Genomic DNA, 23,248 nt, shown 5'->3' on the forward strand with positions numbered 1-23,248 from the left:
GGCTGTAAGCCGGAATTACTCCGGCTTTGCCTCTTCCGTTTCGGCAGGGCGGATGCGCAGCTTGGTGATGCGGTTCTTTTCCCGCTTCATGACGATGAAGCGTTTGCCATAAAAGGTGAAGGCTTGGCGCTCTTCCGGGATGGTCATCGATTCGTGGATGACGAGACCCGCAATCGTCGTCGCCTCCTCGTCGGGCAAGTGCCAGTCGAGCGCGCGATTCAAGTCGCGAATCGGTACGACGCCATCAACGACGATCGAGCCGTCGGCCTCCTGTCGCACGCCCTGGATATCGAGGTCGTGCTCGTCAGCGATATCGCCGACGATCTCCTCCAGAATGTCTTCCAGGGTGACGATGCCCTGCACCTCACCATATTCGTCGACGACGACGGCGAAATGCTGCTTGCGACGCAGGAAGGCGTTCAGCTGGTCTTCGAGGTTGGTACTGTCGGGCACGAACCAGGGCTTTTGCGCGATCTTGACGATATCGAGATTTTCCGGCTCGACATTGCGTTCCGCCAAGGCTCGCAGCAGATCCTTGGCATGCACGACGCCGATGATGTTGTCGATCGTGCCGCGCCAGAGCGGCATGCGCGTATAGGGACTGTCGAGGATCGCGCGCACCACCACCTCCGGCGGGTCATCGGCATTGATGGCTCGCATCGCCGTGCGGTGCACCATGATGTCGGACAGTTCCAGCTCGCCGAGATCAAGCACGCCGCCGAGGCGATCGCGGTCGGCTTTGACGACCGAACCCTCGCGGTGGAGCAGATCGACAGCACCGCGCAGCTCCTCGTGCGCCGACAGCATCGACACCTCCTTGGAGAGGTTGATGCCGAACAGACCAAGGATCCAGCGCACGATGGCGTTGACGAAACTCGATACGGGGCCGACGATCGCGACAAACAGCCGCACCGGCGCCGCCACATTGAGCGCAAAGCGATCCGGAGTCGAAATCGCCCAGCTCTTCGGCAGGACTTCAGCGAAGATGACGAGAATGACGGTCATGGCTGCCGTTGCCAGCGCCACCCCCGAATTGCCGAACAGACCGAGGAAAACGCTGGTCGCCAGCGAAGACGCCAAGATATTCGCGAGATTGTTGCCGATGAGCAAGGTGCCGATCAGCCGATCCCGACGCTCGATGAGATGGCGCACGATACCGGCGCTTTCATCGCCGTTAGCCTCCAGCGTGTGAATGCGGGTGCGCGAGACGGCGGTAAGTGCCGTCTCCGAACCGGAAAAAAACGCCGACACCAACACCAGCACGATGATCGAGATGATCTCGGGCCAATATTCGAGCAATACAGCCAGCGTGCCCTCGACGGTCATCAGCGATGTTTTTCCTTCAGGAAACTCAGGACTTCGGAAGACGGCACATCGTCGGCAACGAAGGACTGACCGACACCATGCGTAAGGATGAAGGTGAGCTTGCCGCTCTTGACCTTCTTGTCCTGCGCGATCGCATCCATCAGCACTTCGGCCGGCGGCAGCTCGCCCGGAATATCGCCCATCCGCGTCGGCAGGCCTACGGCCTTCAGATGCGTCTCGACACGCTTGGCATCATCCGGGCTTGCCAGATTGAGGTGCGCAGAAAATTCATGCGCCAGCACCATGCCGATCGCAACACCCTCGCCATGCACCAGCCGGCGGCTGTCATAGGCGGTTGCCGCTTCGAGCGCATGGCCGAAGGTGTGGCCGAGATTGAGCAAGGCACGCGCCCCGTTTTCACGCTCGTCGGCAACGACGACATCGGATTTCGCCTGGCAACTTGCAGCGATAGCCTCAATGCGGGCCGCCCCGCCGGCAAAGACTTCTCTCCAATTGGCCTCGAGCCAGGCAAAGAAATCCGGCTTGTCGATCAGGCCGTATTTGGCGACTTCGGCATAGCCGGCGCGGAATTCACGTTCGCTTAGCGTATTCAGCACATCGGTATCGGCCAGCACGAGGTCGGGCTGATGGAAGACGCCGACGAGGTTCTTGCCGTGATGAGTGTTGATACCGGTCTTGCCGCCGACGGACGAATCCACCTGCGACAGCAGCGATGTCGGCACTTGAACGAAACGGACGCCGCGGCGCACGATGCCGGCGGCAAAGCCCGAGAGATCGCCGATAACGCCACCGCCAAGCGCGATCACCGCATCATTGCGCTCCACACGCGCAGTCAGCACCGCATCGCAAACGGTGATCAGGTGCTCGAAGCTCTTGGTCTTCTCGCCGGCCGGCAAAACGAGGCTGGAAGCCTGGATGCCGGCCGCTTCAAGGCTGGCAACCAATGCACCGAGGTAAAGCGGCGCGACGTTTTCATCGGTGATGATGGCGGCCTTGCGGCCTTTCAGCCGCGCTGCGATCTCCTGGCCCGCACGCGCGATCAGGCCGGGGCCGATCAGGATGTCATAGGCACGCTCGCCGAGAGGCACGCGCACAAGGCGCTCTGCGGAAGCCGGTGTCATCGCATTCATGGCATTTTGCTTTCTGTTTTCTTTCCCTCGGCGATGGCGGCAAGGACTTCCCTGACCATGATATCCTTGTTTACGTCGCGGGAGAGAACCGTGATATCGGCTTCCGCATAGATCGGATAGCGCGCAATCATCAGGTTCTCGAGGGTCTGTTTCGGATTTTCGGTCTTGAGCAGAGGGCGCGTATCGCGCTTGTTTACCCGCTCCCACAGCACGTCGAGATCGGCCTTCAGCCAGACCGAAAGGCTGCCGCGCTTGACATGCAGCCGCGTGCTTTCGTTGATGAACGCGCCGCCGCCCGTCGAGACGACGCGCGGGCCTCCCTTGAGGAGCCGCTTGATGACGCGCGTCTCCAGCGCCCGGAACTCTTGTTCGCCGTAAGCGGCGAACAGTTCGGCGATCGTCATGCGCGACACGCGCTCGATCTCGATATCCGTATCGACGAAGGGTAGGCCGAGCTGCTGCGCAACGGGCCGGCCGATCGAGGATTTTCCTGCTCCCATCAATCCAACGAAGACAAGATTGCGCTGACCCAGCGCTGCGCGCGCCTTGTCTCTCAAGCTCTCGGCAAGGGTCAGGACTTGTTCACTCATTGGCCCATTCACAATTTCTTTGGAAACGGTATCGTCAAATGCGCCGGTAGCGTCAAGACGCCGCTGCCGTAAACATGTCTGCAATATCCTTCGGCTAACTCTTGAAGGAATATAATTATAGCGCATCGCCGCGCCACTGAATGGCGAAGGAGAGTCTTCGAATGCCCACCCTGTTTCGCTTCCTTGTCATCTGCGCGGTCATCGCCGGATCGATATATGGAGCGATGTGGGCTCTCGTGCTCTTCGTCGATCCCCAGCCACGCGATGTGACGATCCGCATTGCCCCCGAGCGCCTCAATCCACCGACGACAGGCGCGCTAAAACCATGAGCGCGCCAGCTGAGAATATACGAGCGGGCAAGAGAGATCTGGGGCGAGTGCATCTGGAAGCCTTTCTGGAGATGATGAGCGCCGAGCGGGGTGCTGCCGTTAACACGCTGCAATCCTACGAGCGCGATCTCAACGATCTCCATTCCTTTCTTTCCGGGCAGGGCGTCCGCTTGACGGAGGCAAGCCCCGGTGATCTGGCCGCCTATCTTTCCAGCCTGTCGAGCCAGGGCTTCAAGCCATCCTCCCAGGCACGCCGCCTCTCGACCATGCGGCAGTTCTACAAGTTCCTCTATGCCGAAGGTCTGCGCACGGACGATCCCACCGGAATTCTCGATGCGCCGAAGAAAGGCCGCGCCCTTCCGAAGACGATGGGCGTCGATGAGGTGACGAAGCTTCTGACCCAAGCGGAGCGGGAAGCGGCGGTCGAAGGGCCTGATCAGCTGCAGCGCCTGCGCATGCTGGTGCTTCTGGAAATGCTTTACGCCACCGGCATGCGCGTCAGCGAGCTCGTCTCCCTGCCGGCGAAAGTCTTGGATCAGGAAGGACGCTTCCTGATGATCCGCGGCAAAGGCAACAAGGAGCGGCTGGTGCCGCTATCGCAGACGGCCATTTCGGCCCTGAAGGCCTATGGGCGCCTGCAGGCCGCCATTTCAGCCAACGCCAAGCAGCCGCTGCCGGAAAGCCCCTGGCTTTTCCCCGCCGCGTCCAGGCAGGGGTATCTGCCGCGGCAGGTCTTTGCGCGTGATCTCAAGGATCTTGCCATCCGGGCCGGCCTGACGCCTTCGATGATTTCGCCGCATGTGATGCGCCATGCCTTCGCGAGCCATCTTCTCGCCAACGGCGCAGACCTGCGCGTGGTGCAGGAACTTCTCGGTCATTCGGACATTTCGACGACACAAATCTACACACATGTGCTGGAAGAACGCCTTCATCAGCTGGTCCAAACGCATCACCCCCTTGCCAAACAGGCAAAAAAACAGGATTAGGACCGGCATACAGGCTCAAGCCGCCATCTCTCGTCACGGGCAAAAGGATCGGAAACGCACCTCATGCACAATTATCTGGACTTCGAAAAACCCATCTCGGATCTCGAAGGCAAGATTCACGAGCTCAAGAAACTGGCGAGCGAAGACGAAAGCATCGATACGTCCGAGGAAGTCGGGCGGCTTGAAAGCCGCGTCCGCGAGGCGATGGTCGACATCTATTCCAAGCTTAACGCCTGGCAGAAGACGCAGGTCGCCCGCCACCCGCAGCGCCCGCATTTCGTCGACTATGCCAGTACGCTGTTTACGGAATTCACGCCGCTGGCCGGCGATCGCCAATTTTCTGAGGACGCCGCCATCCAGGCTGGCTTTGCCCGCTTCCGCGGTCAGCCGGTCGCCCTCATCGGCCAGGAGAAGGGCAACGACACCAAGAGCCGTCTGAAGCACAATTTCGGCAGCGCCCGGCCCGAAGGCTACCGGAAGGCGATCCGTATCCTCGAAATGGCCGACCGCTTCCAGTTGCCCGTCATCACCCTGGTCGACACGGCCGGCGCTTATCCGGGCGTCGGGGCGGAAGAACGCGGCCAAGCCGAAGCGATTGCCCGCTCGACCGAGATGTGTCTCGGCGTGAAGGTGCCGATCGTCTCCATCGTGATCGGTGAAGGCGGTTCGGGCGGCGCCATTGCGATTGCCGTCGGCAACCGCGTTTATATGCTCGAACATTCGATCTACAGCGTGATTTCGCCCGAAGGTGCGGCCTCGATCCTCTGGCGCGATTCAACGCGCGCGAAGGAAGCCGCCACCAATATGAAGATAACTGCCGATGATCTGAAAAGTCTCGGCGTGATCGACGGCATCATCTCCGAGCCTGTCGGCGGCGCGCATCGCGATCCGAACGCGGTGATAAGCGCGGCCGGCGAAACGATTGCGAACGCGCTTGCAGAGCTTTCCAGCCGTTCGGGTGAACAATTACGCAACGACCGCCGCCAGAAATTCCTCAACATCGGCCGCAATCTCTAAGCTGTTTTCAGAAAAAGTGATCGCGAAAAACGGAAATGAGGCCAAACCTTGGCCACATTTCCGTTATCGAAGCTATTATGGCAAAGAAAAGCTTGCCGACGCGCTGCGGGCACGTCATAGGCTGGTAAGGAATTTTCAAGTATAAGCCGTCTATGATTCCGTTTCATGCTTCGAGGGGAGTGGCGAAACAGATCGAGCTGCCACTCTTCGCATTTATGGACCAAGTCAGAATGCGCATTCGTCACCTTGCCTATGTTTCCCTGATGGCACTGGCGCTCGCCGGCTGCAACGACGCGCTGGACACCGCGTCGATCGACCTGTCGAAGGTGAAGAACAAGGTCGAACAACCGCTTCCGAGCCATATCCTCGCCGACATGGCCAAGAAGGGCATGGACCGCAACTCGCCGATCATGATCCGCATCTTCAAGGAAGAAGGCGTGATGGAGATCCTGAAGGCGAACCAGAGCAACCGCTTCGAAGTCATCGCCGATTACAAGATCTGCGCCTGGTCCGGCCGTCTCGGCCCGAAGGTGAAGGAAGGCGACCGGCAGGCACCGGAAGGCTTCTATATGCTGACGCCGGCCAACCTGAACCCGAATTCGAAATACTACCTCGCGATCAACACCGGCTTTCCGAACCGCTACGATGCCGCCAATGGCCGCACCGGCAACAATTTGATGATCCATGGCGCCTGCTCGTCGTCCGGCTGCTATTCGATGACCGATCAGCAGGTGCTGGAAATCTATGCCTTCGCGCGCGACGCCTTCAAGGGCGGCCAGAAGGCCGTTCAGCTCGAAGCCTTTCCCTTCCGCATGACGGCGGAAAACATGTGGAAGCACCGCCTCAGCCCCAATATCGAATTCTGGAAGATGCTGAAGGTCGGCTACGACAATTTCGAAGTCACCAAGCGCCCGCCCGAGGTCGAGGTCTGCGAGAAGAAATACGTCTTCAACCAGCAGGCCAGCGGCCCCTTCAACGCCGGCGGCAAATGCCCTGTCATGACCACGCCGCCTGCTCTGCAGACGGCGCTTGCGACCTATGACAAGCAGTACCAGGCTGACTATGCCATGGCCTCAAAGAAGTTCGACGGCATGGCCTGGTACGATCCGACCGAGGCAGAGCGCAAGGCCGTCGTCGCCAAGCAGCGCAAGGGCCATGATCTCGCCTATGCTCCCACAGGCACCGCCCTCGCCGCCGGCAAGATGATGAAGGTTGCCGACCTCGAATCGATGATGTCCAACCAGTCGGCACAACAAATCGCGCGCGGCGGCACCGTTGCCAGCCCGACGGGCAACCCGACGACGGCGAGTATTCGCGTGGCGGCAGCAAGCCCTGCGGCAGGCGCCCCGTTAGCGACCGCGCAGCAGCCCGCAGCCGGCCCGGTCGTTGCGGCCAACGTTCCCGCGAACGTGCCGATCCCCGCGGCAAACCCGATGAACCCCGGCCTCAATGCGCTCGCCTACGCACCGAACCCGGCCGTCGAGACCGCGCAGACCGAGGCCAAGAAGCCGCCTTTCTGGAAGTTCTGGGCGAAGAGTGAGTAGCCCGGATACCGAGATCTACGATCTGCGCGGCCTGAAATGCCCCTATCCGGCGATCAAGACGGAAAAGCGCCTGCGCGCCATGGCAAGCGGCACGACCTTGACCGTGGAAACCACGGATCCGCTTGCCGTCATCGACATCCCGCATCTCTGCAACGAGAAAGGCCACACGCTTCTCACAAGCGAGAAGACGGAAAGCGGCCATCGCTTCGTGATCCGCAAGGGATGACCATCTGCGACCGGGGCCATCGTCGTGGTTCGAGGGTTGCTACGCTCCCGCCTCACCATGAAGGCAATTGCACATGAGGCAGGCACGCTGCCGCACACCGCTTCTCCCCAGCAGGGAGAAGGTGCCGTCAGGCGGATGGGGGGGTATCCGCCACGAGCACGAAAGTCCATGAATTCAAATCGGAAAGCCCCCTCATCCGGCCCTTCGGGCCACCTTCTCCCCGCTGGAGAGAAGGAGCTTCCAGAGCGAGGCGGGTTGCCAGATATCAAAGGCTGAAACTAAAACTTCATCCCCGGCACGGCCAGCGGATTGTCCTCCAACGCCGCCCTGTCAGGTGTATCGACGCGCGGCTTGCTGAGGAAGGCGTCGAACAGGCCCTTCACGAAATCTTCGGGCAGATCTTTGGTAATGATGACCATGCGCGTGCGCCGGTCTTCGGGATCGGGCCAGGCCGGCAAACGCACCGGCGCGTGGAAGATATTCTGCACGCCATGCAGCACGACGGGACGCTCCGGCCGGTCGGACACGGCAACGATCGCCTTCATGCGCAAGAGCTTCTCGCCATGCGCCGAACGAAGGAGATCGATGAACATTTCCAGCGCCATCGGATCGATAGGTTGGGTCTCGACGATCGAGAAGGAGCGGATCGAACCGTCATGGCGGGTGACGTCATGAGCGTGCTGATGCCGATGACCCTGGTGGTGCCCGTGGTGGTGGTGATGATGACCATGATGGTGGTCATGATCATGATCATGATCATGATCATGGTCATGGTCATGGTCATGGTCATCATGGTGATGGTGATGATCGTCGTCCGCCTCAAGCTCATCCTGCAGCCAGCGGCCGACATCGGCGATCTTCGAAGCCGGGTCGTAGAGGCCGTTAACCAGAATGGCGGCGCGTCCCGCCTCGGCGCTGTCGGCATTCAGGATCTGCGCGCGCGGATTGAGCGCCCTCAGCCGGCTCTCCAGCTGCGCTTCCGGCGCGGCGCCGGCAATCCCGGTCTTCGACACGATCAACCGGTCGGCGACCGCCACCTGCTTGCGCGCCTCTTCATGATTGTCGAGCGTCTGCAGGCCGTTGACGGCATCGACGACGGTAATGACGCCATCGAGATCGAAATTGTTGGCGATGATCGGATTGCCCATGATCGACTGCATGACCGGAGCGGGATCGGCAAGGCCGGTCGTTTCGATGACCACCCGCTTCAGCGGCCGGATACGCCCGGTCTGCATCGCGTCCATGAGGTTTGCCAGCGTATCCACCAGCTCGCCGCGCACCGTGCAGCAGAGGCAGCCATCGGAAAGTTCGATGATGGAATCACCGGAGCTTTCCACCAGCAGGTGATCGATGCCGACATCGCCAAACTCATTGATGATGACGGCCGCGTCGCGCATGTCCTCGTCCTTGAGGATGCGGTTGAGCAGGGTCGATTTACCCGCACCGAGAAAACCGGTCAGGATGGAAACCGGCACTCTTTGCTGCGAAACGCTCATGATTCCTGTCCGATATTAGAAAGTGGGCCGCGGCATCGGGACCGGCACATTGGACGCGCCGCCGGAGATGGCGATCTTATTGTCCCTGGTCGCCTTGTCGCCTCTAGCCGTAACATCATCCTTGTCGCCCTTGGCGGCCGTCGCGATATCCTGGCCGCCGATCAGGCCGGCATAGACGAAGTTGGGCTCATGATCCATTTCGTGGATATAGGGCGACTGAACCTTGGTCCGGCCGAAGGGATCGCGGGTTTCGCTGCGCGCCTGTGCGCCCTTGGTGCTGCAGATGTCGGCCGTGACATCGGCGACATCGGCCGTGACCGGCGTATCTGGCCTAAGGGTCGCCAGCGTATCGCGGGTGGACAGCTGGTTCTGGAAGCCCTTTTCCAGGAGATTGGCGGAATCGTCGGCGCGCGCCGCCAGGCTGTCGGTGCCGAGAACGACCGAGATCAGCGTGCGGCCGTTGCGGGTTGCCGAGGCGATCTGGTTGAAGCCGGCCGCGCAGATGAAACCGGTCTTCATGCCATCGGCGCCGTCGAAGCGGCCGATGAGCATATTGATGTTCGGCACCTGCTTGACGCCGTTGGTGAAGCCCTCGAGCGAGAAATAGCCGGCATATTGCGGAAATTCGCGCCGCAGCGCCACGCCGAGGATCGCAAGATCGCGCGCCGTCGTATATTGCCCCTTGCCGGGAAGACCGTTCGGATTGATGAAATGCGAGTCGCGCATGCCGAGGCGCGCAGCTTCCGCATTCATCCGCGCCACGAAGCCCTGCTGCGAGCCGCCGACCGTTTCGGCAACCGCCATGGCGAGATCGTTTGCCGATTTGACCAGCATCATCTTCAAGGCATTGTCGAGCGTCATCTTCTGCCCGGGCTTGAAGTACATCTTCGCCGGCGGCTGTGCGGCTGACAGCTTCGACATGACGACAGGCGTATCAAGTTTGATCTGACCGGACTGAATGGCTCGGAAGGTCACATAGGTCGTCATCAGCTTGGTGAGCGAGGCGGGATACCAGCGGCGAAACGCCTCCTGCTGGTCGAGAACGCGCCCCGTGCCGACATCAACGAGAATATGCGGATTGGCTCCGGCCGTTTGCGCGGTCGACAGGAAAAGCATGGATGCTGCTGCGGCCATAGGAACGAGCCGCAGGGCGGCATACAAACGATTCTGCTTCGTCGGCACGATCTATCCTTCAGAAGTCCGGAATTTTCTCGAAAGCTTCGTCTATTTAACCTATATGGCTAGGAGAAGGCAAAGGCGATTGACGACTTTATTTCCCGATGGCACGCCGCAAGGGCTGCGACAAGCCCGCCAAGGCTGTGCCAAGGACCCGCAGGTTGAACCAGAATCGATATTGAGCAGCAGGAAAATCAGCATATGCCGATCTTGAACAGAGCCGCAGAACTCCAGGGCGAAGTAACCGAGTGGCGCCGCCATATCCATGCGCATCCCGAACTCCTCTATGCCGTCGAGAATACGGCCGCCTTCGTAGCCGAGAAGCTGCGTGCCTTCGGCGTTGACGAGGTGGTGACCGGTATCGGCCGCACCGGCGTCGTCGGGCTGATCCACGGCAAGGGCGAAGGACGCACGATCGGCCTGCGCGCCGACATGGACGCACTGCCGCTCACCGAAATCACCGGCAAGCCCTATGCCTCCCAAACGCCTGGCAAGATGCATGCCTGCGGCCATGATGGCCACACCGCCATGCTGCTGGGCGCGGCGAAATACCTCGCCGAGAACCGCAATTTCAACGGCAACATCGCCGTCATCTTCCAGCCGGCCGAAGAAGGCGGTGCTGGCGGCGACGCCATGGTCAAGGACGGCATGATGGAGCGTTTCCAGATCGCCGAAGTCTACGGCATGCACAACATGCCGGGCCTGCCGGTCGGCCATTTCGCCATCCGCAAGGGCGCGATCATGGCGGCGACGGACGAATTTACCGTCTCCATCAAAGGGGTCGGCGGCCACGCGGCGATGCCGCACAAGACGATCGACCCGATCGCCATCGGCGCGCAGATCGTCTCCAACCTGCAGCTCATCGCTTCGCGCAGCGCCAATCCGCTGAAATCGGTCGTCGTCTCCGTCACCACGTTCAATGCCGGCAATGCGCATAACGTCATTCCCAACGACGCGAGCTTCGCCGGCACCGTGCGCACGCTCGACCCCGAGATGCGCGATCTTGCCGAACAGCGCTTCAAGCAGATCGTGACAGGCATCGCGACGAGCCACGGCGCTGAAGTCGAGATCGAATTCCACCGCAACTACCCCGTCACCTTCAACCACGCCGACGAGACCGATCACGCGATCGCAGTGGCCGAGGAAATCGCCGGCGCAGGCAACGTCATCCCGAATATCGACCCGATGATGGGCGGCGAGGATTTCTCCTACATGCTGCTCGCCCGCCCCGGCGCCTTCATCTTCGTCGGCAATGGCGACAGCGCCGGCCTGCACAACCCGGCCTACGATTTCAACGACGAAGCCATCGCCCACGGCATTTCCTACTGGGTGCGGCTTGCCGAACAGCGCCTCAACGCCTGAGGCTTCTCACCGATGCTCCCGCGCAGCCTTCAAAGCCGCGCGGGGCGCACGTTCAAGACAGATTGTCCTCACGACGCAAAAAGGCTTGGCTTCGGGCCTTTGCTTTTGTATGGATCATGCCGAGTGGTCTCGTAGCTCAGCAGGATAGAGCATCAGATTCCTAATCTGAGGGTCACGCGTTCGAATCGCGTCGAGATCACCATTATTTTCATTAATTTAACATCATTCTTGATCTGTTTCTCGTGCGCCGACCGTTTACCAGAACTGTCATCATTTACACGTGTTTTCAGCCATTAGCGGAAATTCGGTAGCGCATGATTGGCGCATGAAATTATTACATCGCCATTGGATCAGCGCCGATCCGCAGTTGTAAAAGATAAAAAAGTCCGCCACATAGACGGGAGTGCGCGTTCACTTACTATCAGCGGACTAAATTATGAGCGGATTACCGTCTCTCAAAGATTTTGTAGAAGCTATGGGTGTAGCATGGCCCATCGCTTTTGCCATTTGGTTAGGTAGCTGCGCGATCCTGCTGGCCGCACATATGGGAGTGACTTACGTCGCGCATTTGCCAGATTGGCTCTTAACGCTAGCGTTTCTCCTCGCTGTGTTTTCTGGAGCGGTATGCTGCACAGCCGCCCTTCGTGAGTTTATTTCCACAGGTACATGGTTGGTAGCAGGGCGCGCGGCGAAAAAAGATCGCCTGCAGCGCCTGATTCGCCTTAACGATCTACCAGCTCACGAACATCAAATAATGGCCTTTCTCTGCATGACGAACACGCAAGTCTTTCCTGCGCAATATGCCGACGCACGGTTAGTAGGACTCATCGAAAAGGGTCTTATTAATCGGCAAGGAGGCCAGCACAGCATACTCGATTGGCCCCACGCTGTTCCGAATTTCATATGGGATGAAATGCGTCGAAATCGTGAGAAATTTACTATCGATGTGAGGGTGTCCGGAAATCCCCTAGCACGCGGCAGATTATAGCGATTGCCAGGACCGAGAAATCTCAATTTAAGGATTTCAGTCACTTGTTAAAAGATTGGACACAACGCCATTTCACACAATGATTATGATTTTGGGAAATGTGTCTAAGATAAAAACTGAATTCTTTTGCAGGCTCGCAAGCATTTGGCTGTAAATTAAACTGCACCGCACGTCGGAAGGTCGGCCTTGAATTTCCTGGCACAGAGGTTCTACCATACGCATTATTTAACTCTCAATGTTGCGACAAATGCGCGAAAACAAAGCAAATAAATTTGGACTGAAGCGATCTTCCCTTACCTCCGGTCAAAAGCGACAGATTCGACAAAATGCCGGCTTTGGATGCGTGATTTGTGGAAAAGCCATTGGGCAATACGAGCATATCGATCCTCCCTTTTCGGAAGCAAAGGAGCACGACCCTTCTAAGATGACCTACTTATGTGCGAGCCACCATGAGGAGGTAACACGAGGTCATAGATCAAAAGAATCGATCGCTAAGGCAGCCCTCGACCCAATCGCCAAGAAGGCAGGATTTTCCTTCGGAGCTTTCGATGTTGGTTCCGATAGCCCAACCATTACAATTGGCCCGGTTGTCGTTAAATCTTGCAAAAGCATCATCACAGTCCTCGGCAAAGAGGTGCTAGCTATTCACGATCCAGAAGAGCCAGGCACTCCATTTCGACTTAACGCCGAAATGCGAGACGCGGCCGGTAAAGTGATTTTCAGCATCCAAGATAATGAGTGGAAGATCCGCAATGGCAATTGGGATGCTGAAATCGTAGGGCCGCAGATAGTCATCAGAGAATCACCAGGAAGCATCGCCCTAAAAATCCGCACCGATCCGCCATCTTCCCTTTTTGTTGAGCAAATGAACATGAGCTATCGCGGGCATAGCATCGAATGTGATGCCCAGAAGTTCGAGATTGTTGCGCCTTCTGGAAGGAGGATTTTGGTCGGTGGAGCTCAAATGACCGGGTGCGAAGGTGCTGTTGTAATAGATAGCAACTCGATCATTCTCGGAGTTGGCGGAGGAAGCGTAATGCTAATGAACGCCGCAATTGACTATGTTCATAAGCCGCCTCTCAGGTCTATTCGAAGGAGAAGGCTCGAACTTTGGCTCCGTTCAACAACAGCCATAGTTGGCATTCCAGCCAGCATTTTGAATGCGTTGATCTCGCCTCAATAACATCAGCTTGGGAAACTCGAGCTATTATCGATGGATCAGGCACTTAGCTATAAAACTCAGCTGTTCGCGTCTAAAAAAGCTGTTTAGTATCGATAGCGCTGTATAAGTTCCATCGTGCGCAGCCTGAACGCGAAACTGAAACCCAATATCACCCCACAGCAATCCTGTTCCTCACCAACCGCACGCCAGGAATGGATTCCGCGACTGCGGTTGCCCGCTTCACCTCCTGATAGGTCGCGACCGATCCGTGCAGGCGGATTTCCTGGCCCGCCGCAATCACGGTGACATCGGAAGCATCGATTCCGCCGGCAACGGCGAGCGCATTGGCAACGGCGGATTCCAGCGCCGAGCGTCTGGCCTGGTCGTTTTCCAGATAAAGCTCCATGCCGTGAAACGTTGCCGCCTTGAAAACCATTCGTCGCCCTCCGCACTCAGGTGGTCGGAAAACGCAGCAGTTTGCATTTGGTTCAATGGAGATTGAAAAAAATATGACTAATTGCACGCTCGCTTTTCGCGTGCGCCGCCAGCGGTGCGGTTGCACGGCTCTGGACTTGCCGCTCCCGGCAATCCCCTGTAGAGCCATGGGAAGCAGCAGCAAATGCGGATACCTGAATGAACACCGCCAGCAAGGCGCGCCGGCGCCTGACGATATTGGGTTCGACCGGCTCCATCGGCCAGAACACGCTCGACGTCATCGCCCAGCTTGGCGGACGGGATGCCTTCGATATCGCCGCCATCACCGGGCATGACAATATCGAGCTTTTGGCCGAGCAGGCCAAGGCCTGCGGCGCCGCCTTTGCGGTGACGGCCAATGAAGAACGCTATCAGGAACTGAAGGATGCGCTCGCCGGGTCGGGCATTGCGGCCGGCGCGGGCAAGAAGGCTTTGATCGAAGCCGCTTCGATGCCCTCGGACTGGGTGATGGCAGCGATCGTCGGCACCGCCGGTCTTGCGCCGACGCTGGCGGCCGCGCGCCGCGGCGCCGATATCGCGCTCGCCAACAAGGAATGTCTCGTCTCCGCCGGCGATCTCTTCGTGCGCGCCGTTACTGAGGGCGGCGGACGGCTGATCCCGGTCGACAGCGAACACAGCGCCATTTTCCAGGCATTGGAAGACGACCAGCAGCATGCGGTGGAGCGCATTATCCTGACCGCATCCGGCGGCCCCTTCCGCACCTGGACGCGCGAGCAGATGGCCAATGTCACGCCGGCGATCGCCCGCGCCCATCCCAACTGGTCGATGGGCTTCAAGATCTCGATCGGCAGCGCCTCCATGTTCAACAAGGCGCTTGAGATGATCGAGGCCAAGCACCTGTTCAACGTGCGCCCCGATCAGATCGAAGTCGTGGTCCATCCGCAATCCGTCATTCATTCCATGGTCGGCTACACGGATGGCTCCGTGCTGGCGCAGCTCGGCTGTCCCGACATGCGCACCGCCATCGGCTACGCGCTGACTTATCCCGCCCGCACCAGGCTCGCCGTCGACCGCCTGGATTTCGCCAAGCTCGCCCGACTCGATTTTGAAGCGCCGGATGAAGTACGTTTCCCGGCGCTGCGCCTTGCCCGCACCGCACTGGAGCGCGGCGGCCTTCAGGGCGCGATCATGAATGCGGCCGAGGAAATCGCCTTCCACGCCTTCGTCGATGGCCGCATCGGCTTCCTCGAAATGGCCGATATCGCCGAAGCCGTCATGGACGAGATGATTGCGACCGGCAGCGCCGACGCCATGGATGCCGTCTTTGCCGCCGATGAGGAAGCACGCAGCCGCGCCGCCGTGCTCGTCGCCCAGCGGGAGAAAGCCGCGTAATACGTAAGTAGAAGCTTACAATTTATAGCGGCTTGGCAAAAGCCCACAGCGGCCCGGCAGAAAGAGGAATGTCCCTTACGCAACGGCCCTTGCGAGCGCACAGCGAGACCAGAGCGCATGCAGCGCACCGACCAGCTGCTCGATATCGCCATCCGAATGCAGCGGCGTCGGCGTGATGCGCAAACGCTCGGTCTTCTTCGGCACAGTCGGATAGTTGATCGGCTGTACATAGACGCCGGCGTCGAGCAGCAGATCCGAAATCCACTTGCACTTGGCCGCATCGCCGACCAACACGGGCACGACATGGCTCGGGTTCGGCATGTGCGGAATGCCGGCCGCATCGAGCTGCGCACGCAGCTTGCGCACGCGATCCTGATGGCGCATGCGTTCGAACTGGCTGACCTTGAGGTGCTGGATTGAGGCGACGGCACCGGCGGCCAGAGCCGGCGGCAGCGACGTCGTGAAGATGAAGCCGGACGCAAACGAGCGGATAAAATCGCAGAGCGCACTCGAAGCGGCAATATAGCCGCCCATGACGCCGAACGCCTTGCCGAGCGTGCCTTCGATGACGGTCAGGCGGTTCATCAGTCCCTCGCGCTCGGCAATACCGCCGCCGCGCGGGCCGTACATGCCGACGGCATGCACTTCGTCGAGATAGGTCATCGCGCCATACTTGTCAGCGAGATCGCAGATTTCCTTGATGGGGGCAATATCGCCATCCATGGAATAGACGCTCTCGAACGCGATCAGCTTCGGCGCCTTGGGATCGGCGGCCTTCAGCTTGGCTTCGAGATCGTGCAGGTCATTATGCTTCCAGATGACCTTGTCGCACTTCGCATAGCGAATGCCTTCGATCATCGATGCGTGGTTGAGCGCATCCGAGAAGATGATGAGGCCGGGAATGCGAGCGCCGAGCGTGCCGAGCGTCGCCCAATTGGAGATGTAGCCCGAGGTGAAGATCAGCGCGGATTCCTTGCCGTGGAGATCGGCAAGCTCCTGCTCGAGCAGAACATGGTAGTGGTTGGTGCCAGAAATATTCCGGGTGCCTCCCGCACCCGCGCCACAGTGATCGATCGCTTGCTTCATCGCCTCGATCACTTTCGGATGCTGACCCATGCCAAGATAGTCATTGGAGCACCAGACGGTCACTTCCTGCGGGCCGTTCGGGGTATGCCTGATAGCGCGGGGGAAATTGCCACTGCGGCGTTCCAGATCTGCGAAGATCCGGTAGCGGCCTTCATTGTGAAGACCTTCCAGCTCGCCCTTAAAAAATGCTTCGAAATCCATCATATGCTCCAGTACCGTGCGACCGTTTTCGAGAATGCCGGATCACACGTCAACCCCTCCGCATTGCTTTCGCGCCCGCTGCGGCAAATGGCCCCTAATTTTGAACAATTCCAGACAAGAATAGCCAATCACATCAATTTGACAATCGAAACCATGCTGGAAACACTCTCTCCGGAGCGGCGGGTAAACCCCACCGCTCCGAGCTTATTTGCGGCAATCTATGCCGCAGCCACGGCACGCTTGGCCATGACCTTGATCAAATTGGCGCGATACTCGGCCGTTGCATGCAGGTCGGAAAGCAACGATGACGGATCGACCGTTACGCCGGTAACCGCATCCGGCAGCCAGTTCGCCGCAAGCGCCTGCTCTAGTTCGGCATGACGGAACACGCCGTCCGCACCGGCACCGGTGACGGCAACGCGCACCCCACCTGCCCCCTTGGCGACGAAGACCCCCGTCATCGCATAGCGCGAAGCGGGGTTGGGGAATTTGGCATAGCCCGCCCGCTCCGGCGCGTCGAAGGCGATGGAGGTAATGAGCTCAGCCCCCTCCAGCGCCGTCTCGAACAGACCCTGGAAGAAGTCGTCGGCCGCGATCTGGCGCCGGTCGGTGACGATGGTGGCGTTCAGCGCCAACATCGCCGAGGGGTAATCCGCCGCCGGATCGTTGTTGGCGACCGACCCGCCGATCGTCCCCATATGCCGGACATGCGGATCGCCGATCATGCCGGCAAGGTCGCAAAGCGCCGGACAGACCGCGCGGATGGCGGCAGAGGAGGCAACCTCCGCATGGGTGGTCGCCGCTCCGATCGTGACCCTGCGGCCATCGACGCGGATCCCTTTGATCGAAGGGATGTGCCTGAGATCGACGAGATCGCTCGGCGACGCCAGACGCTGTTTCATAGTGGCGATCAGCGTCATCCCGCCGGAGACATATTTGCCCTCGTCGGTGTTCGACAGAAGCTTGACGGCTTCGTCGACCGAGGAGGCGCGATGGTAATTCGTTGCATACATTGTCCTATCCTCCTCTCGTTTCAGGCCGTGGCCCGTGCTGCTTCCCATACCTTGAGCGGGGTCGCCGGCATATTCAGCCTGTTGTTGCCGATGGCATCGGTAATGGCGTTAATCAGCGCCGGCGGCGAGCCGATGGCGCCCGCTTCGCCGCATCCCTTGATCCCTAGGGGATTGTTCGGACACGGCGTGTTCTGATGCGAAAGTTGGAAGGACGGCAGATCGTCGGCGCGCGGCATGGTGTAGTCCATGAAGCTGGCCGTCAGAAGCTGGCCGTTCTCGTCGTAATACACGCCTTCCAGCAGCGCCTGGCCGATGCCCTGCGCGATGCCGCCATGCACCTGTCCCTCGACGATCATCGGATTGATGATATTGCCGAAGTCGTCGGCCGCCACGAACTGCACGATCTCCGTCTTGCCCGTTTCCGGGTCCACCTCGACCTCGCAGATGTAGCAGCCTGCCGGGAAGGTGAAGTTCGCCGGATCGTAGAAGGCGGTTTCCTTGAGGCCCGGCTCCATGCCGGCGGGCAGATTGTGCGCGGTATAGGAGGCGAGCGCCACCTGGAACCAGGGCAGCGTCTTGTCGGTGCCCGCGACCTTCAACTCTCCGTTCTCGATGACGATGTCGCTCTCATCGGCCTCCATCAGGTGGGCGGCGATCTTCTTTGCCTTTGCCTCCACCTTGTCGAGCGCCTTGACGACAGCGGACATGCCGACGGCGCCCGAACGGGAACCATAGGTGCCCATGCCCATCTGCACCTTGTCGGTATCGCCATGGACGATGGAGACGCTGTCGATCGGCACACCGAGGCGATCGGCGACCAATTGCGCAAACGTCGTCTCATGCCCCTGGCCGTGGCTGTGCGAGCCGGTGAGCACTTCGATGGTCCCGACCGCATTGACCCGCACCTCTGCCGATTCCCAGAGGCCGACGCCTGCCCCGAGCGATCCCACCGCCTGCGAGGGCGCGATGCCGCAAGCTTCGATGTAGCAGCTCATGCCGATGCCGCGCTTCAAGCCGCGACGGGCGGCTTCCGCCTTGCGGGCCGGAAAGCCGGCCCAATCGGCCTGCTGCATGGCCGCGTTGAGCGAAGCCTCGTAATCGCCGGCGTCATAATTCATGATCACGGGCGTCTGGTAGGGGAACGAGCGTATGAAGTTGATCCGCCGGAGTTCCGCCGGCGAGACGCCGAGTTCGCGCGCCGCCGTTTCCACCGTGCGCTCCAGCAGATAGGTCGCCTCCGGCCGCCCTGCCCCGCGATAGGCATCGACGGGCACGGTATTGGTATAAACCGTACGGACATTGGCGTGGATCGCCGGAATGGCATATTGCCCCGACAGCAGCGTCGCATAGAGATAGGTCGGCACCGCCGAGGAAAAGAGCGACATATAGGCGCCGAGATTGGCGATCGTGTCGACCTTCAGGGCCGTCATGCGATTTTGCGCATCGAAGGCCATCTTGACCTTGGAAACATGGTCGCGGCCATGCGCATCGGTGAGGAAAGCTTCCGTGCGGTCAGCCGTCCATTTCACAGGCACGCCGGTCTTCTTCGACGCCCAAAGGCATACAATCTCTTCCGGATAGATATAGATCTTCGAGCCGAAGCCGCCGCCGACATCCGGCGCGATGACGCGCAGCTTGTTTTCCGGCGCGACATTATAGAAGGCGCTCATGACGAGCCGGGCCACATGCGGGTTCTGGCTTGTGGTGTAGCAGGTATAGTGGTCTTCGGCGGCATCATAGATGCCGAGCGTGGCGCGCGGCTCCATGGCATTCGGCGAAAGCCTATTGTTGTGGATCTCGATTTCGGTGACGTGCGCGGCCTCGGCGATCGCCTTGTCGGTCGCTGCCGCGTCTCCAAGCTCCCAGTCGAAAATAAGGTTGTTTGCCGCCTCCGGATGGATCTGCGGCGCGCCGGCTTTCAGCGCGTCCACCGCCTCGACGACGGCAGGCAGCTCCTCATAATCGACCGCTACGGCTTCAGCCGCATCGCGTGCCTCGCCAAGACTGTCGGCAACGACGATGGCGACGGCATCGCCGACATAGCGCACGGTATCGACCGCCAGTGGCCGCCATGCGCCCATCTTCATCGGCGAGCCGTCGCGGGAATGAATCATCCAACCGCAGATCAGATTGCCGATGCCGTCATCAAGCAGCTGCTTGCCATCGAGCACGCCGATCACGCCCGGCATGGAGAGTGCCGCTGACGCATCGATGCTCTTGATCTTTGCATGCGCATGCGGGCTGCGGACGAAATAGGCATATTTCATGCCCGGCGTCACCATATCGTCGGTGTATCGCCCCTTGCCCGTCAGAAATCGCTTGTCTTCCTTGCGCGCCACGCGCGCACCAATGCCTTCAACGCCCATCACATCCTCCATTGGGGTTCCGGGCCTGGCAATCCGCCAAGATCACAGTCCAAGCGTTTAGCCAGACGATCTCGGTGGAATTTATTCGGCCGCCTGCTGGGCGGCGTTCATTGCGGCATTGGCTGAAAGCACCGCCTTGACGATGTTGTGATAGCCGGTGCATCGACAGATATTGCCTTCGAGTTCGCTGCGCACCGTCTTCTCGTCAAGCTTGCCGCCATGGCGGTTGAGCATGTCGACCGATGTCATCACCATGCCCGGCGTGCAGAAGCCGCATTGCAGGCCATGATGCTCCTTGAAGGCAGCCTGAACCGGATGCAGCTCGCCATTGGCGGCCAGACCCTCGATGGTTGTGATCTTGGAGCCGGAAGCCTGAACGGCCAGGATCGAACAGCTCTTCACCGACTTGCCATCCATATGGATGACACAGGCGCCGCACTGGCTGGTATCGCAGCCGACATGGGTTCCGGTCAGGCCGAGTTTTTCCCTGATGAAATGGACAAGCAGCGTGCGATCCTCGCACTCGCCGCTGACCGAACGGCCGTTCACCGTCAAAGTCACTTTTGCCATATTTTCCTCCTCGCCTCTCCTCCAGAGGCATGGAGCATCATTTGACTTTTTCGCAATCCAATCAACCTCTACTTTAGAGAGGAGGTGGATTTTCTGCCTGGCGGCAAGCTGTTTTCTTCTCCAGACAGGACGCCGCCTTTTTTCAGCAATAAAAAAACTGCTATCCACCAATAGACAATCATATTTTGCACGATATTTTCTGTTGTTGCAGGACTGTAAAGACAGCCCATCGTGGTGGAGCTGAAGAATTGGGACGACGTTGGCCGAGGTTCGGCTTAACTAACGTTGGAGAGAGTAAATGAAGAAAGTTCTTATGCTCGCATTGGTCGGCTTGTCTATCGCAAGCTGCACGCCGACCGAACAGGGCGCAGGCATCGGCGCAGCATCCGGCGCGATCATCGGCGGCGCGGTCACCGGCAACGTCCGTGGCGCGGCAGTCGGCGCAGCGATCGGTGGCGTCTCCGGCGCCGTCATCGGCAGCGTCCAGGAACAGCCCGGCCAGTGCTACTACCGCGATCGTTACGGACGTCGCTACATCGACGATTGCCCGCGCGGCGGCTATCGCGGTGGTTATGGCGGCGGCTACGGCGGCTATTGATCGATTTTTCATCGCATTTGGAAGGTCCCGGGCTACAGCCCGGGATTTTTTTATTCGGGCGACGGAGGGTTTGACGTCCGCACAGCAGCCACACCGGCGCCCGCAAGGACAACTCCGATGTGCCATTCTTCAACCGGCCCTGATATGCGGAATCCCGCCTGGAAACGCGGGCTTTTCACCCGCAAAAGGTTATCTTTTCCCCATTTTTGACTCCAAAACGGTACACCTGAGGGACTTTTGCCTCTATGGTGGCCGCGCGTTAACTCCCGGGAAACGTCAAACTGAGTAAGTTCTCATGTAACCGTAAAGCGGCGTATGCATAAAAGAACTGAACCGAGAAAGAGTATTGCGTATCGGCAGGCAGGAACCGTGGCAGCGGTTGCGGCAGCCCTTGCGCTCGGTCCGGTGTGCGCCGGAAACGCCTTTGCATTCAAGCTCTTCGGCATCAAGCTCTGGGGCGAAGACGAAACGGCGGATCAGGTGTCCGATCCTGTCCGCTACACGGTCGATTTCCAGGCCGACAATCTCGACAAGGATCTGAAGGAAGCGTTGAACGACAGCTCGATGCTGATTTCCGACAAGGACAAGCCGGTCTCCGGCGACCTCGGCGTCGTCGTGAAGGCGCGTGACGACCGCGATCGCCTGATAGCCACACTTTACGAGAAGGCCCGCTACGGCGGCGTGGTCACCATCACCATCAACGGCACCTCCCTCGATGCCTTGCCGCCGACACCGACCTTCAGCCGCGCCAAGCCCGTTGTCGTCACGATCGGCGTCGATCCCGGCCCGGTCTTCAAACTTGGCAAGATCAACCTGCTCGGCGACGCCGCCAGGCTGGACCCGGCCAATTATGGCCTCGTGCGCGGCGGCGATGCCAGCTCGCTGACCATTCTGAAGGCAGGCGACAAGATGGTCGCCGACTTCAAGAACGAAGGTCATCCGCTCGCCAAGCTGGACAAGCGCGATGTCGTCGCCGATCATTCGACCAATACCGTCGACGTATCGCTGAAGGTTGAAAGCGGTCCCGTCGCTCCCTTCGGCAATGTCGGCGTCACCGGCCAGAAGACGGTCGATCCGGATTTCATCAAGCGCTATGCCCGCATCAACGAAGGCAAGCCCTACTCGCCCGACGAGTTGAAGAAGGCATCGGATCGCCTGAGAAAGCTCGGCGTCTTTTCCAGCGTCACCATCCGCGAGGCGGACAAGCTCGCGCCGGATGGCAGCATCCCGACGACCATCGAGGTGTCGGAAGGCAAGCAGCGCTTCTTCGGTGTCGGCGCGCAATATTCCACCATCGACGGTTTCGGCCTGCAGGGCTATTGGGGGCACCGCAATCTGACCGGACGCGCGGATTCGCTACGCATCGAAGGGTCGGTATCGCGCATCGGCGAGACCACGGATGTCGGTCAACTCGACTACACCGCCGGCATTACTTATGTCAGGCCGGCGACCTTCTACCCTTCCGCGACCTTCACGGGCGGCCTCAAGATGCAAAGCCTGCATCCGGACGCCTACGACGCCAATACCGCGACGGTGAGCGGCGGCCTCGCCTATGAAATCAACGATCAGGATACGGTATCCGCCGGCGGCGAGGTTTCCTATGAATCCGATACTACCGATGCTTTCGGAAAACATAATTACCTGACGGTGGCGATCCCGCTCGAATACGTCCGGGACACGCGTGACAACAAGCTGGACCCCACGGAAGGCTTTCGCGCCTCCATCAGCGCCAAGCCGAGCTATGAGGCAATGGGCGGCACGGTTTTCAGCTCCTTCGAGGGCTCGATAACCGGTTACAAGGGCATAGGCGCCAACAACAACGTGGTCTTCGCCGGCAAGCTTGCCGCGGGCTCGCTGCTGGGTGCAAACAGCATTGAGGACATTCCGGCCACCCGGCGTTTCTATGCCGGTGGCGGCGGCTCGGTGCGCGGTTACAGCTATCAGGAAATCTCGCCCTATAACTCGCACGGTGACGAAACCGGCGGGCGCTCCTACGTGACCGCCTCCTTCGAAGCGCGGGTAAAGATCACCGATACGATCGGTGTCGTACCCTTCGTCGATATGGGCAGCGTCACCGACAGTGTCTTGCCCGACGGGTCCGACCTGCGCATTGGTGCGGGCGTGGGCTTGCGCTACGCTACGCCCTTCGGCCCGATCAGGCTCGATGTTGCCGTGCCGTTGAAGAAATATGACAATCGCACATCTTATGGCATCTATGCCGGCATCGGCCAGGCCTTCTGACGGACTGTATAGTT

General features: G+C 59.7%; 21 protein-coding genes and 1 tRNA gene. 12 read left to right on the forward strand and 10 right to left on the reverse strand.

The window, feature by feature from the left end; genetic code table 11:
* Positions 1 to 15: 15 nt before the first annotated feature.
* From FHT73_RS22020 to FHT73_RS22030, 3 genes are read right to left on the reverse strand one after another with little or no spacing between them, the layout of a single operon-like run.
* A complete protein-coding gene (locus FHT73_RS22020; protein WP_015341344.1) occupies positions 16 to 1,326 on the reverse strand; it encodes an HlyC/CorC family transporter in 1,311 nt (436 codons plus the stop codon).
* Positions 1,326 to 2,456, reverse strand: coding sequence for a 3-dehydroquinate synthase (gene aroB / locus FHT73_RS22025; protein WP_183714847.1), 1,131 nt, complete (start codon positions 2,454 to 2,456; stop codon positions 1,326 to 1,328). Before aroB ends, FHT73_RS22020 begins: the two co-directional genes overlap by 1 nt.
* Complete coding sequence (locus tag FHT73_RS22030) at positions 2,453 to 3,046, reverse strand: shikimate kinase (protein ID WP_183714850.1); 594 nt, start codon at positions 3,044 to 3,046, stop codon at positions 2,453 to 2,455. The genes aroB and FHT73_RS22030 overlap by 4 nt, the downstream gene beginning before the upstream one ends.
* Before the next feature lie 161 nt (positions 3,047 to 3,207).
* On the opposite strand from FHT73_RS22030, the gene FHT73_RS22035 reads away from it, so the two are divergent.
* The 5 genes from FHT73_RS22035 (at position 3,208) to FHT73_RS22055 (ending at position 7,148) form a co-directional block, all read left to right on the forward strand.
* The gene (locus FHT73_RS22035) at positions 3,208 to 3,375 is read left to right on the forward strand and encodes a hypothetical protein (protein ID WP_015341347.1); all 168 of its coding nucleotides are present in this window, start codon (positions 3,208 to 3,210) and stop codon (positions 3,373 to 3,375) included.
* Complete coding sequence (xerD, locus tag FHT73_RS22040) at positions 3,372 to 4,361, forward strand: site-specific tyrosine recombinase XerD (RefSeq protein ID WP_183714853.1); 990 nt, start codon at positions 3,372 to 3,374, stop codon at positions 4,359 to 4,361. Before FHT73_RS22035 ends, xerD begins: the two co-directional genes overlap by 4 nt.
* 63 nt (positions 4,362 to 4,424) lie before the next feature.
* Positions 4,425 to 5,378, forward strand: coding sequence for an acetyl-CoA carboxylase carboxyltransferase subunit alpha (locus FHT73_RS22045; protein ID WP_112336422.1), 954 nt, complete (start codon positions 4,425 to 4,427; stop codon positions 5,376 to 5,378).
* A 230-nt stretch (positions 5,379 to 5,608) separates the two neighbouring features.
* Positions 5,609 to 6,922, forward strand: coding sequence for a murein L,D-transpeptidase family protein (locus FHT73_RS22050; RefSeq protein ID WP_112336502.1), 1,314 nt, complete (start codon positions 5,609 to 5,611; stop codon positions 6,920 to 6,922).
* Positions 6,915 to 7,148, forward strand: coding sequence for a sulfurtransferase TusA family protein (locus tag FHT73_RS22055; protein ID WP_112607733.1), 234 nt, complete (start codon positions 6,915 to 6,917; stop codon positions 7,146 to 7,148). The genes FHT73_RS22050 and FHT73_RS22055 overlap by 8 nt, the downstream gene beginning before the upstream one ends.
* Before the next feature lie 278 nt (positions 7,149 to 7,426).
* Here the strand turns inward: FHT73_RS22055 and FHT73_RS22060 are convergent, their stop codons facing one another.
* Both FHT73_RS22060 and FHT73_RS22065 read right to left on the reverse strand, forming a co-directional pair.
* Positions 7,427 to 8,644, reverse strand: coding sequence for a GTP-binding protein (locus FHT73_RS22060; protein WP_183714856.1), 1,218 nt, complete (start codon positions 8,642 to 8,644; stop codon positions 7,427 to 7,429).
* A 15-nt stretch (positions 8,645 to 8,659) separates the two neighbouring features.
* Positions 8,660 to 9,778 carry a D-alanyl-D-alanine carboxypeptidase family protein gene (locus FHT73_RS22065; RefSeq protein WP_183715024.1) on the reverse strand — a complete coding sequence of 373 codons (1,119 nt, stop codon included), beginning with the start codon at positions 9,776 to 9,778 and terminating at the stop codon, positions 8,660 to 8,662.
* Positions 9,779 to 10,021: 243 nt separating this feature from the next.
* On the opposite strand from FHT73_RS22065, the gene FHT73_RS22070 reads away from it, so the two are divergent.
* From FHT73_RS22070 to FHT73_RS22085, 4 genes are all read left to right on the forward strand, one after another.
* A complete protein-coding gene (locus FHT73_RS22070; RefSeq protein WP_183714859.1) occupies positions 10,022 to 11,182 on the forward strand; it encodes a M20 aminoacylase family protein in 1,161 nt (386 codons plus the stop codon).
* A gap of 125 nt (positions 11,183 to 11,307) precedes the next feature.
* Positions 11,308 to 11,384: transfer RNA gene (locus FHT73_RS22075), tRNA-Arg, on the forward strand.
* Positions 11,385 to 11,618: 234 nt separating this feature from the next.
* A complete protein-coding gene (locus tag FHT73_RS22080; protein ID WP_183714862.1) occupies positions 11,619 to 12,170 on the forward strand; it encodes a hypothetical protein in 552 nt (183 codons plus the stop codon).
* Between the two features lie 247 nt (positions 12,171 to 12,417).
* Positions 12,418 to 13,353 (forward strand): HNH endonuclease, encoded by a 936-nt coding sequence (locus FHT73_RS22085; RefSeq protein WP_183714867.1) that lies wholly within the window; start codon positions 12,418 to 12,420, stop codon positions 13,351 to 13,353.
* A 148-nt stretch (positions 13,354 to 13,501) separates the two neighbouring features.
* Here FHT73_RS22085 and FHT73_RS22090 read toward each other — a convergent pair whose 3' ends face one another.
* On the reverse strand, positions 13,502 to 13,768 hold the full coding sequence (locus FHT73_RS22090) for a BON domain-containing protein (protein WP_069612897.1): 267 nt from the start codon (positions 13,766 to 13,768) through the stop codon (positions 13,502 to 13,504).
* Positions 13,769 to 13,965: 197 nt separating this feature from the next.
* Between FHT73_RS22090 and dxr the strand changes: the two genes are divergently transcribed.
* Complete coding sequence (gene dxr / locus FHT73_RS22095; RefSeq protein WP_183714870.1) at positions 13,966 to 15,159, forward strand: 1-deoxy-D-xylulose-5-phosphate reductoisomerase; 1,194 nt, start codon at positions 13,966 to 13,968, stop codon at positions 15,157 to 15,159.
* A 75-nt stretch (positions 15,160 to 15,234) separates the two neighbouring features.
* On the opposite strand, the gene hemA is transcribed toward dxr, so the two are convergent.
* The 4 genes from hemA to FHT73_RS22115 all read right to left on the reverse strand — a co-directional run bounded on the left by hemA (position 15,235) and on the right by FHT73_RS22115 (position 20,395).
* A complete protein-coding gene (hemA, locus tag FHT73_RS22100; RefSeq protein WP_183714873.1) occupies positions 15,235 to 16,446 on the reverse strand; it encodes a 5-aminolevulinate synthase in 1,212 nt (403 codons plus the stop codon).
* 218 nt (positions 16,447 to 16,664) lie between these two features.
* Positions 16,665 to 17,459 (reverse strand): xanthine dehydrogenase family protein subunit M, encoded by a 795-nt coding sequence (locus FHT73_RS22105; protein ID WP_183714875.1) that lies wholly within the window; start codon positions 17,457 to 17,459, stop codon positions 16,665 to 16,667.
* Between the two features lie 20 nt (positions 17,460 to 17,479).
* A complete protein-coding gene (locus FHT73_RS22110) occupies positions 17,480 to 19,825 on the reverse strand; it encodes a xanthine dehydrogenase family protein molybdopterin-binding subunit (RefSeq protein ID WP_183714877.1) in 2,346 nt (781 codons plus the stop codon).
* Between the two features lie 81 nt (positions 19,826 to 19,906).
* Positions 19,907 to 20,395, reverse strand: coding sequence for a (2Fe-2S)-binding protein (locus tag FHT73_RS22115; protein ID WP_183714879.1), 489 nt, complete (start codon positions 20,393 to 20,395; stop codon positions 19,907 to 19,909).
* A gap of 298 nt (positions 20,396 to 20,693) precedes the next feature.
* On the opposite strand from FHT73_RS22115, the gene FHT73_RS22120 reads away from it, so the two are divergent.
* Together FHT73_RS22120 and FHT73_RS22125 are read left to right on the forward strand one after the other, a co-directional pair.
* Complete coding sequence (locus tag FHT73_RS22120) at positions 20,694 to 20,993, forward strand: glycine zipper domain-containing protein (RefSeq protein ID WP_069612891.1); 300 nt, start codon at positions 20,694 to 20,696, stop codon at positions 20,991 to 20,993.
* Between the two features lie 315 nt (positions 20,994 to 21,308).
* Positions 21,309 to 23,234: an autotransporter assembly complex family protein gene (locus FHT73_RS22125; RefSeq protein ID WP_183714881.1), complete on the forward strand. Its 1,926-nt coding sequence runs from the start codon at positions 21,309 to 21,311 to the stop codon at positions 23,232 to 23,234.
* The last annotated feature ends 14 nt before the right edge of the window (positions 23,235 to 23,248 follow it).

Origin of the sequence: Rhizobium sp. BK098 (assembly GCF_014193155.1) — a bacterium.
GTDB lineage: Bacteria > Pseudomonadota > Alphaproteobacteria > Rhizobiales > Rhizobiaceae > Rhizobium.

Excerpts from the sequence above, each read along its gene's own strand:
- FHT73_RS22020 (WP_015341344.1), bottom strand. The coding sequence starts at position 1,326 with ATGACCGTCGAGGGCACGCTGGCTGTATTGCTCGAATATTGGCCCGAG.
- aroB (WP_183714847.1), bottom strand. The coding sequence starts at position 2,456 with ATGAATGCGATGACACCGGCTTCCGCAGAGCGCCTTGTGCGCGTGCCT.
- FHT73_RS22030 (WP_183714850.1), bottom strand. The coding sequence starts at position 3,046 with ATGAGTGAACAAGTCCTGACCCTTGCCGAGAGCTTGAGAGACAAGGCG.
- FHT73_RS22035 (WP_015341347.1), top strand. The coding sequence starts at position 3,208 with ATGCCCACCCTGTTTCGCTTCCTTGTCATCTGCGCGGTCATCGCCGGA.
- xerD (WP_183714853.1), top strand. The coding sequence starts at position 3,372 with ATGAGCGCGCCAGCTGAGAATATACGAGCGGGCAAGAGAGATCTGGGG.
- FHT73_RS22045 (WP_112336422.1), top strand. The coding sequence starts at position 4,425 with ATGCACAATTATCTGGACTTCGAAAAACCCATCTCGGATCTCGAAGGC.
- FHT73_RS22050 (WP_112336502.1), top strand. The coding sequence starts at position 5,609 with ATGCGCATTCGTCACCTTGCCTATGTTTCCCTGATGGCACTGGCGCTC.
- FHT73_RS22060 (WP_183714856.1), bottom strand. The coding sequence starts at position 8,644 with ATGAGCGTTTCGCAGCAAAGAGTGCCGGTTTCCATCCTGACCGGTTTT.
- FHT73_RS22065 (WP_183715024.1), bottom strand. The coding sequence starts at position 9,778 with ATGGCCGCAGCAGCATCCATGCTTTTCCTGTCGACCGCGCAAACGGCC.
- FHT73_RS22070 (WP_183714859.1), top strand. The coding sequence starts at position 10,022 with ATGCCGATCTTGAACAGAGCCGCAGAACTCCAGGGCGAAGTAACCGAG.
- FHT73_RS22080 (WP_183714862.1), top strand. The coding sequence starts at position 11,619 with ATGAGCGGATTACCGTCTCTCAAAGATTTTGTAGAAGCTATGGGTGTA.
- FHT73_RS22085 (WP_183714867.1), top strand. The coding sequence starts at position 12,418 with ATGCGCGAAAACAAAGCAAATAAATTTGGACTGAAGCGATCTTCCCTT.
- FHT73_RS22090 (WP_069612897.1), bottom strand. The coding sequence starts at position 13,768 with ATGGTTTTCAAGGCGGCAACGTTTCACGGCATGGAGCTTTATCTGGAA.
- dxr (WP_183714870.1), top strand. The coding sequence starts at position 13,966 with ATGAACACCGCCAGCAAGGCGCGCCGGCGCCTGACGATATTGGGTTCG.
- hemA (WP_183714873.1), bottom strand. The coding sequence starts at position 16,446 with ATGGATTTCGAAGCATTTTTTAAGGGCGAGCTGGAAGGTCTTCACAAT.
- FHT73_RS22105 (WP_183714875.1), bottom strand. The coding sequence starts at position 17,459 with ATGTATGCAACGAATTACCATCGCGCCTCCTCGGTCGACGAAGCCGTC.
- FHT73_RS22110 (WP_183714877.1), bottom strand. The coding sequence starts at position 19,825 with ATGGGCGTTGAAGGCATTGGTGCGCGCGTGGCGCGCAAGGAAGACAAG.
- FHT73_RS22115 (WP_183714879.1), bottom strand. The coding sequence starts at position 20,395 with ATGGCAAAAGTGACTTTGACGGTGAACGGCCGTTCGGTCAGCGGCGAG.
- FHT73_RS22120 (WP_069612891.1), top strand. The coding sequence starts at position 20,694 with ATGAAGAAAGTTCTTATGCTCGCATTGGTCGGCTTGTCTATCGCAAGC.
- FHT73_RS22125 (WP_183714881.1), top strand. The coding sequence starts at position 21,309 with ATGCATAAAAGAACTGAACCGAGAAAGAGTATTGCGTATCGGCAGGCA.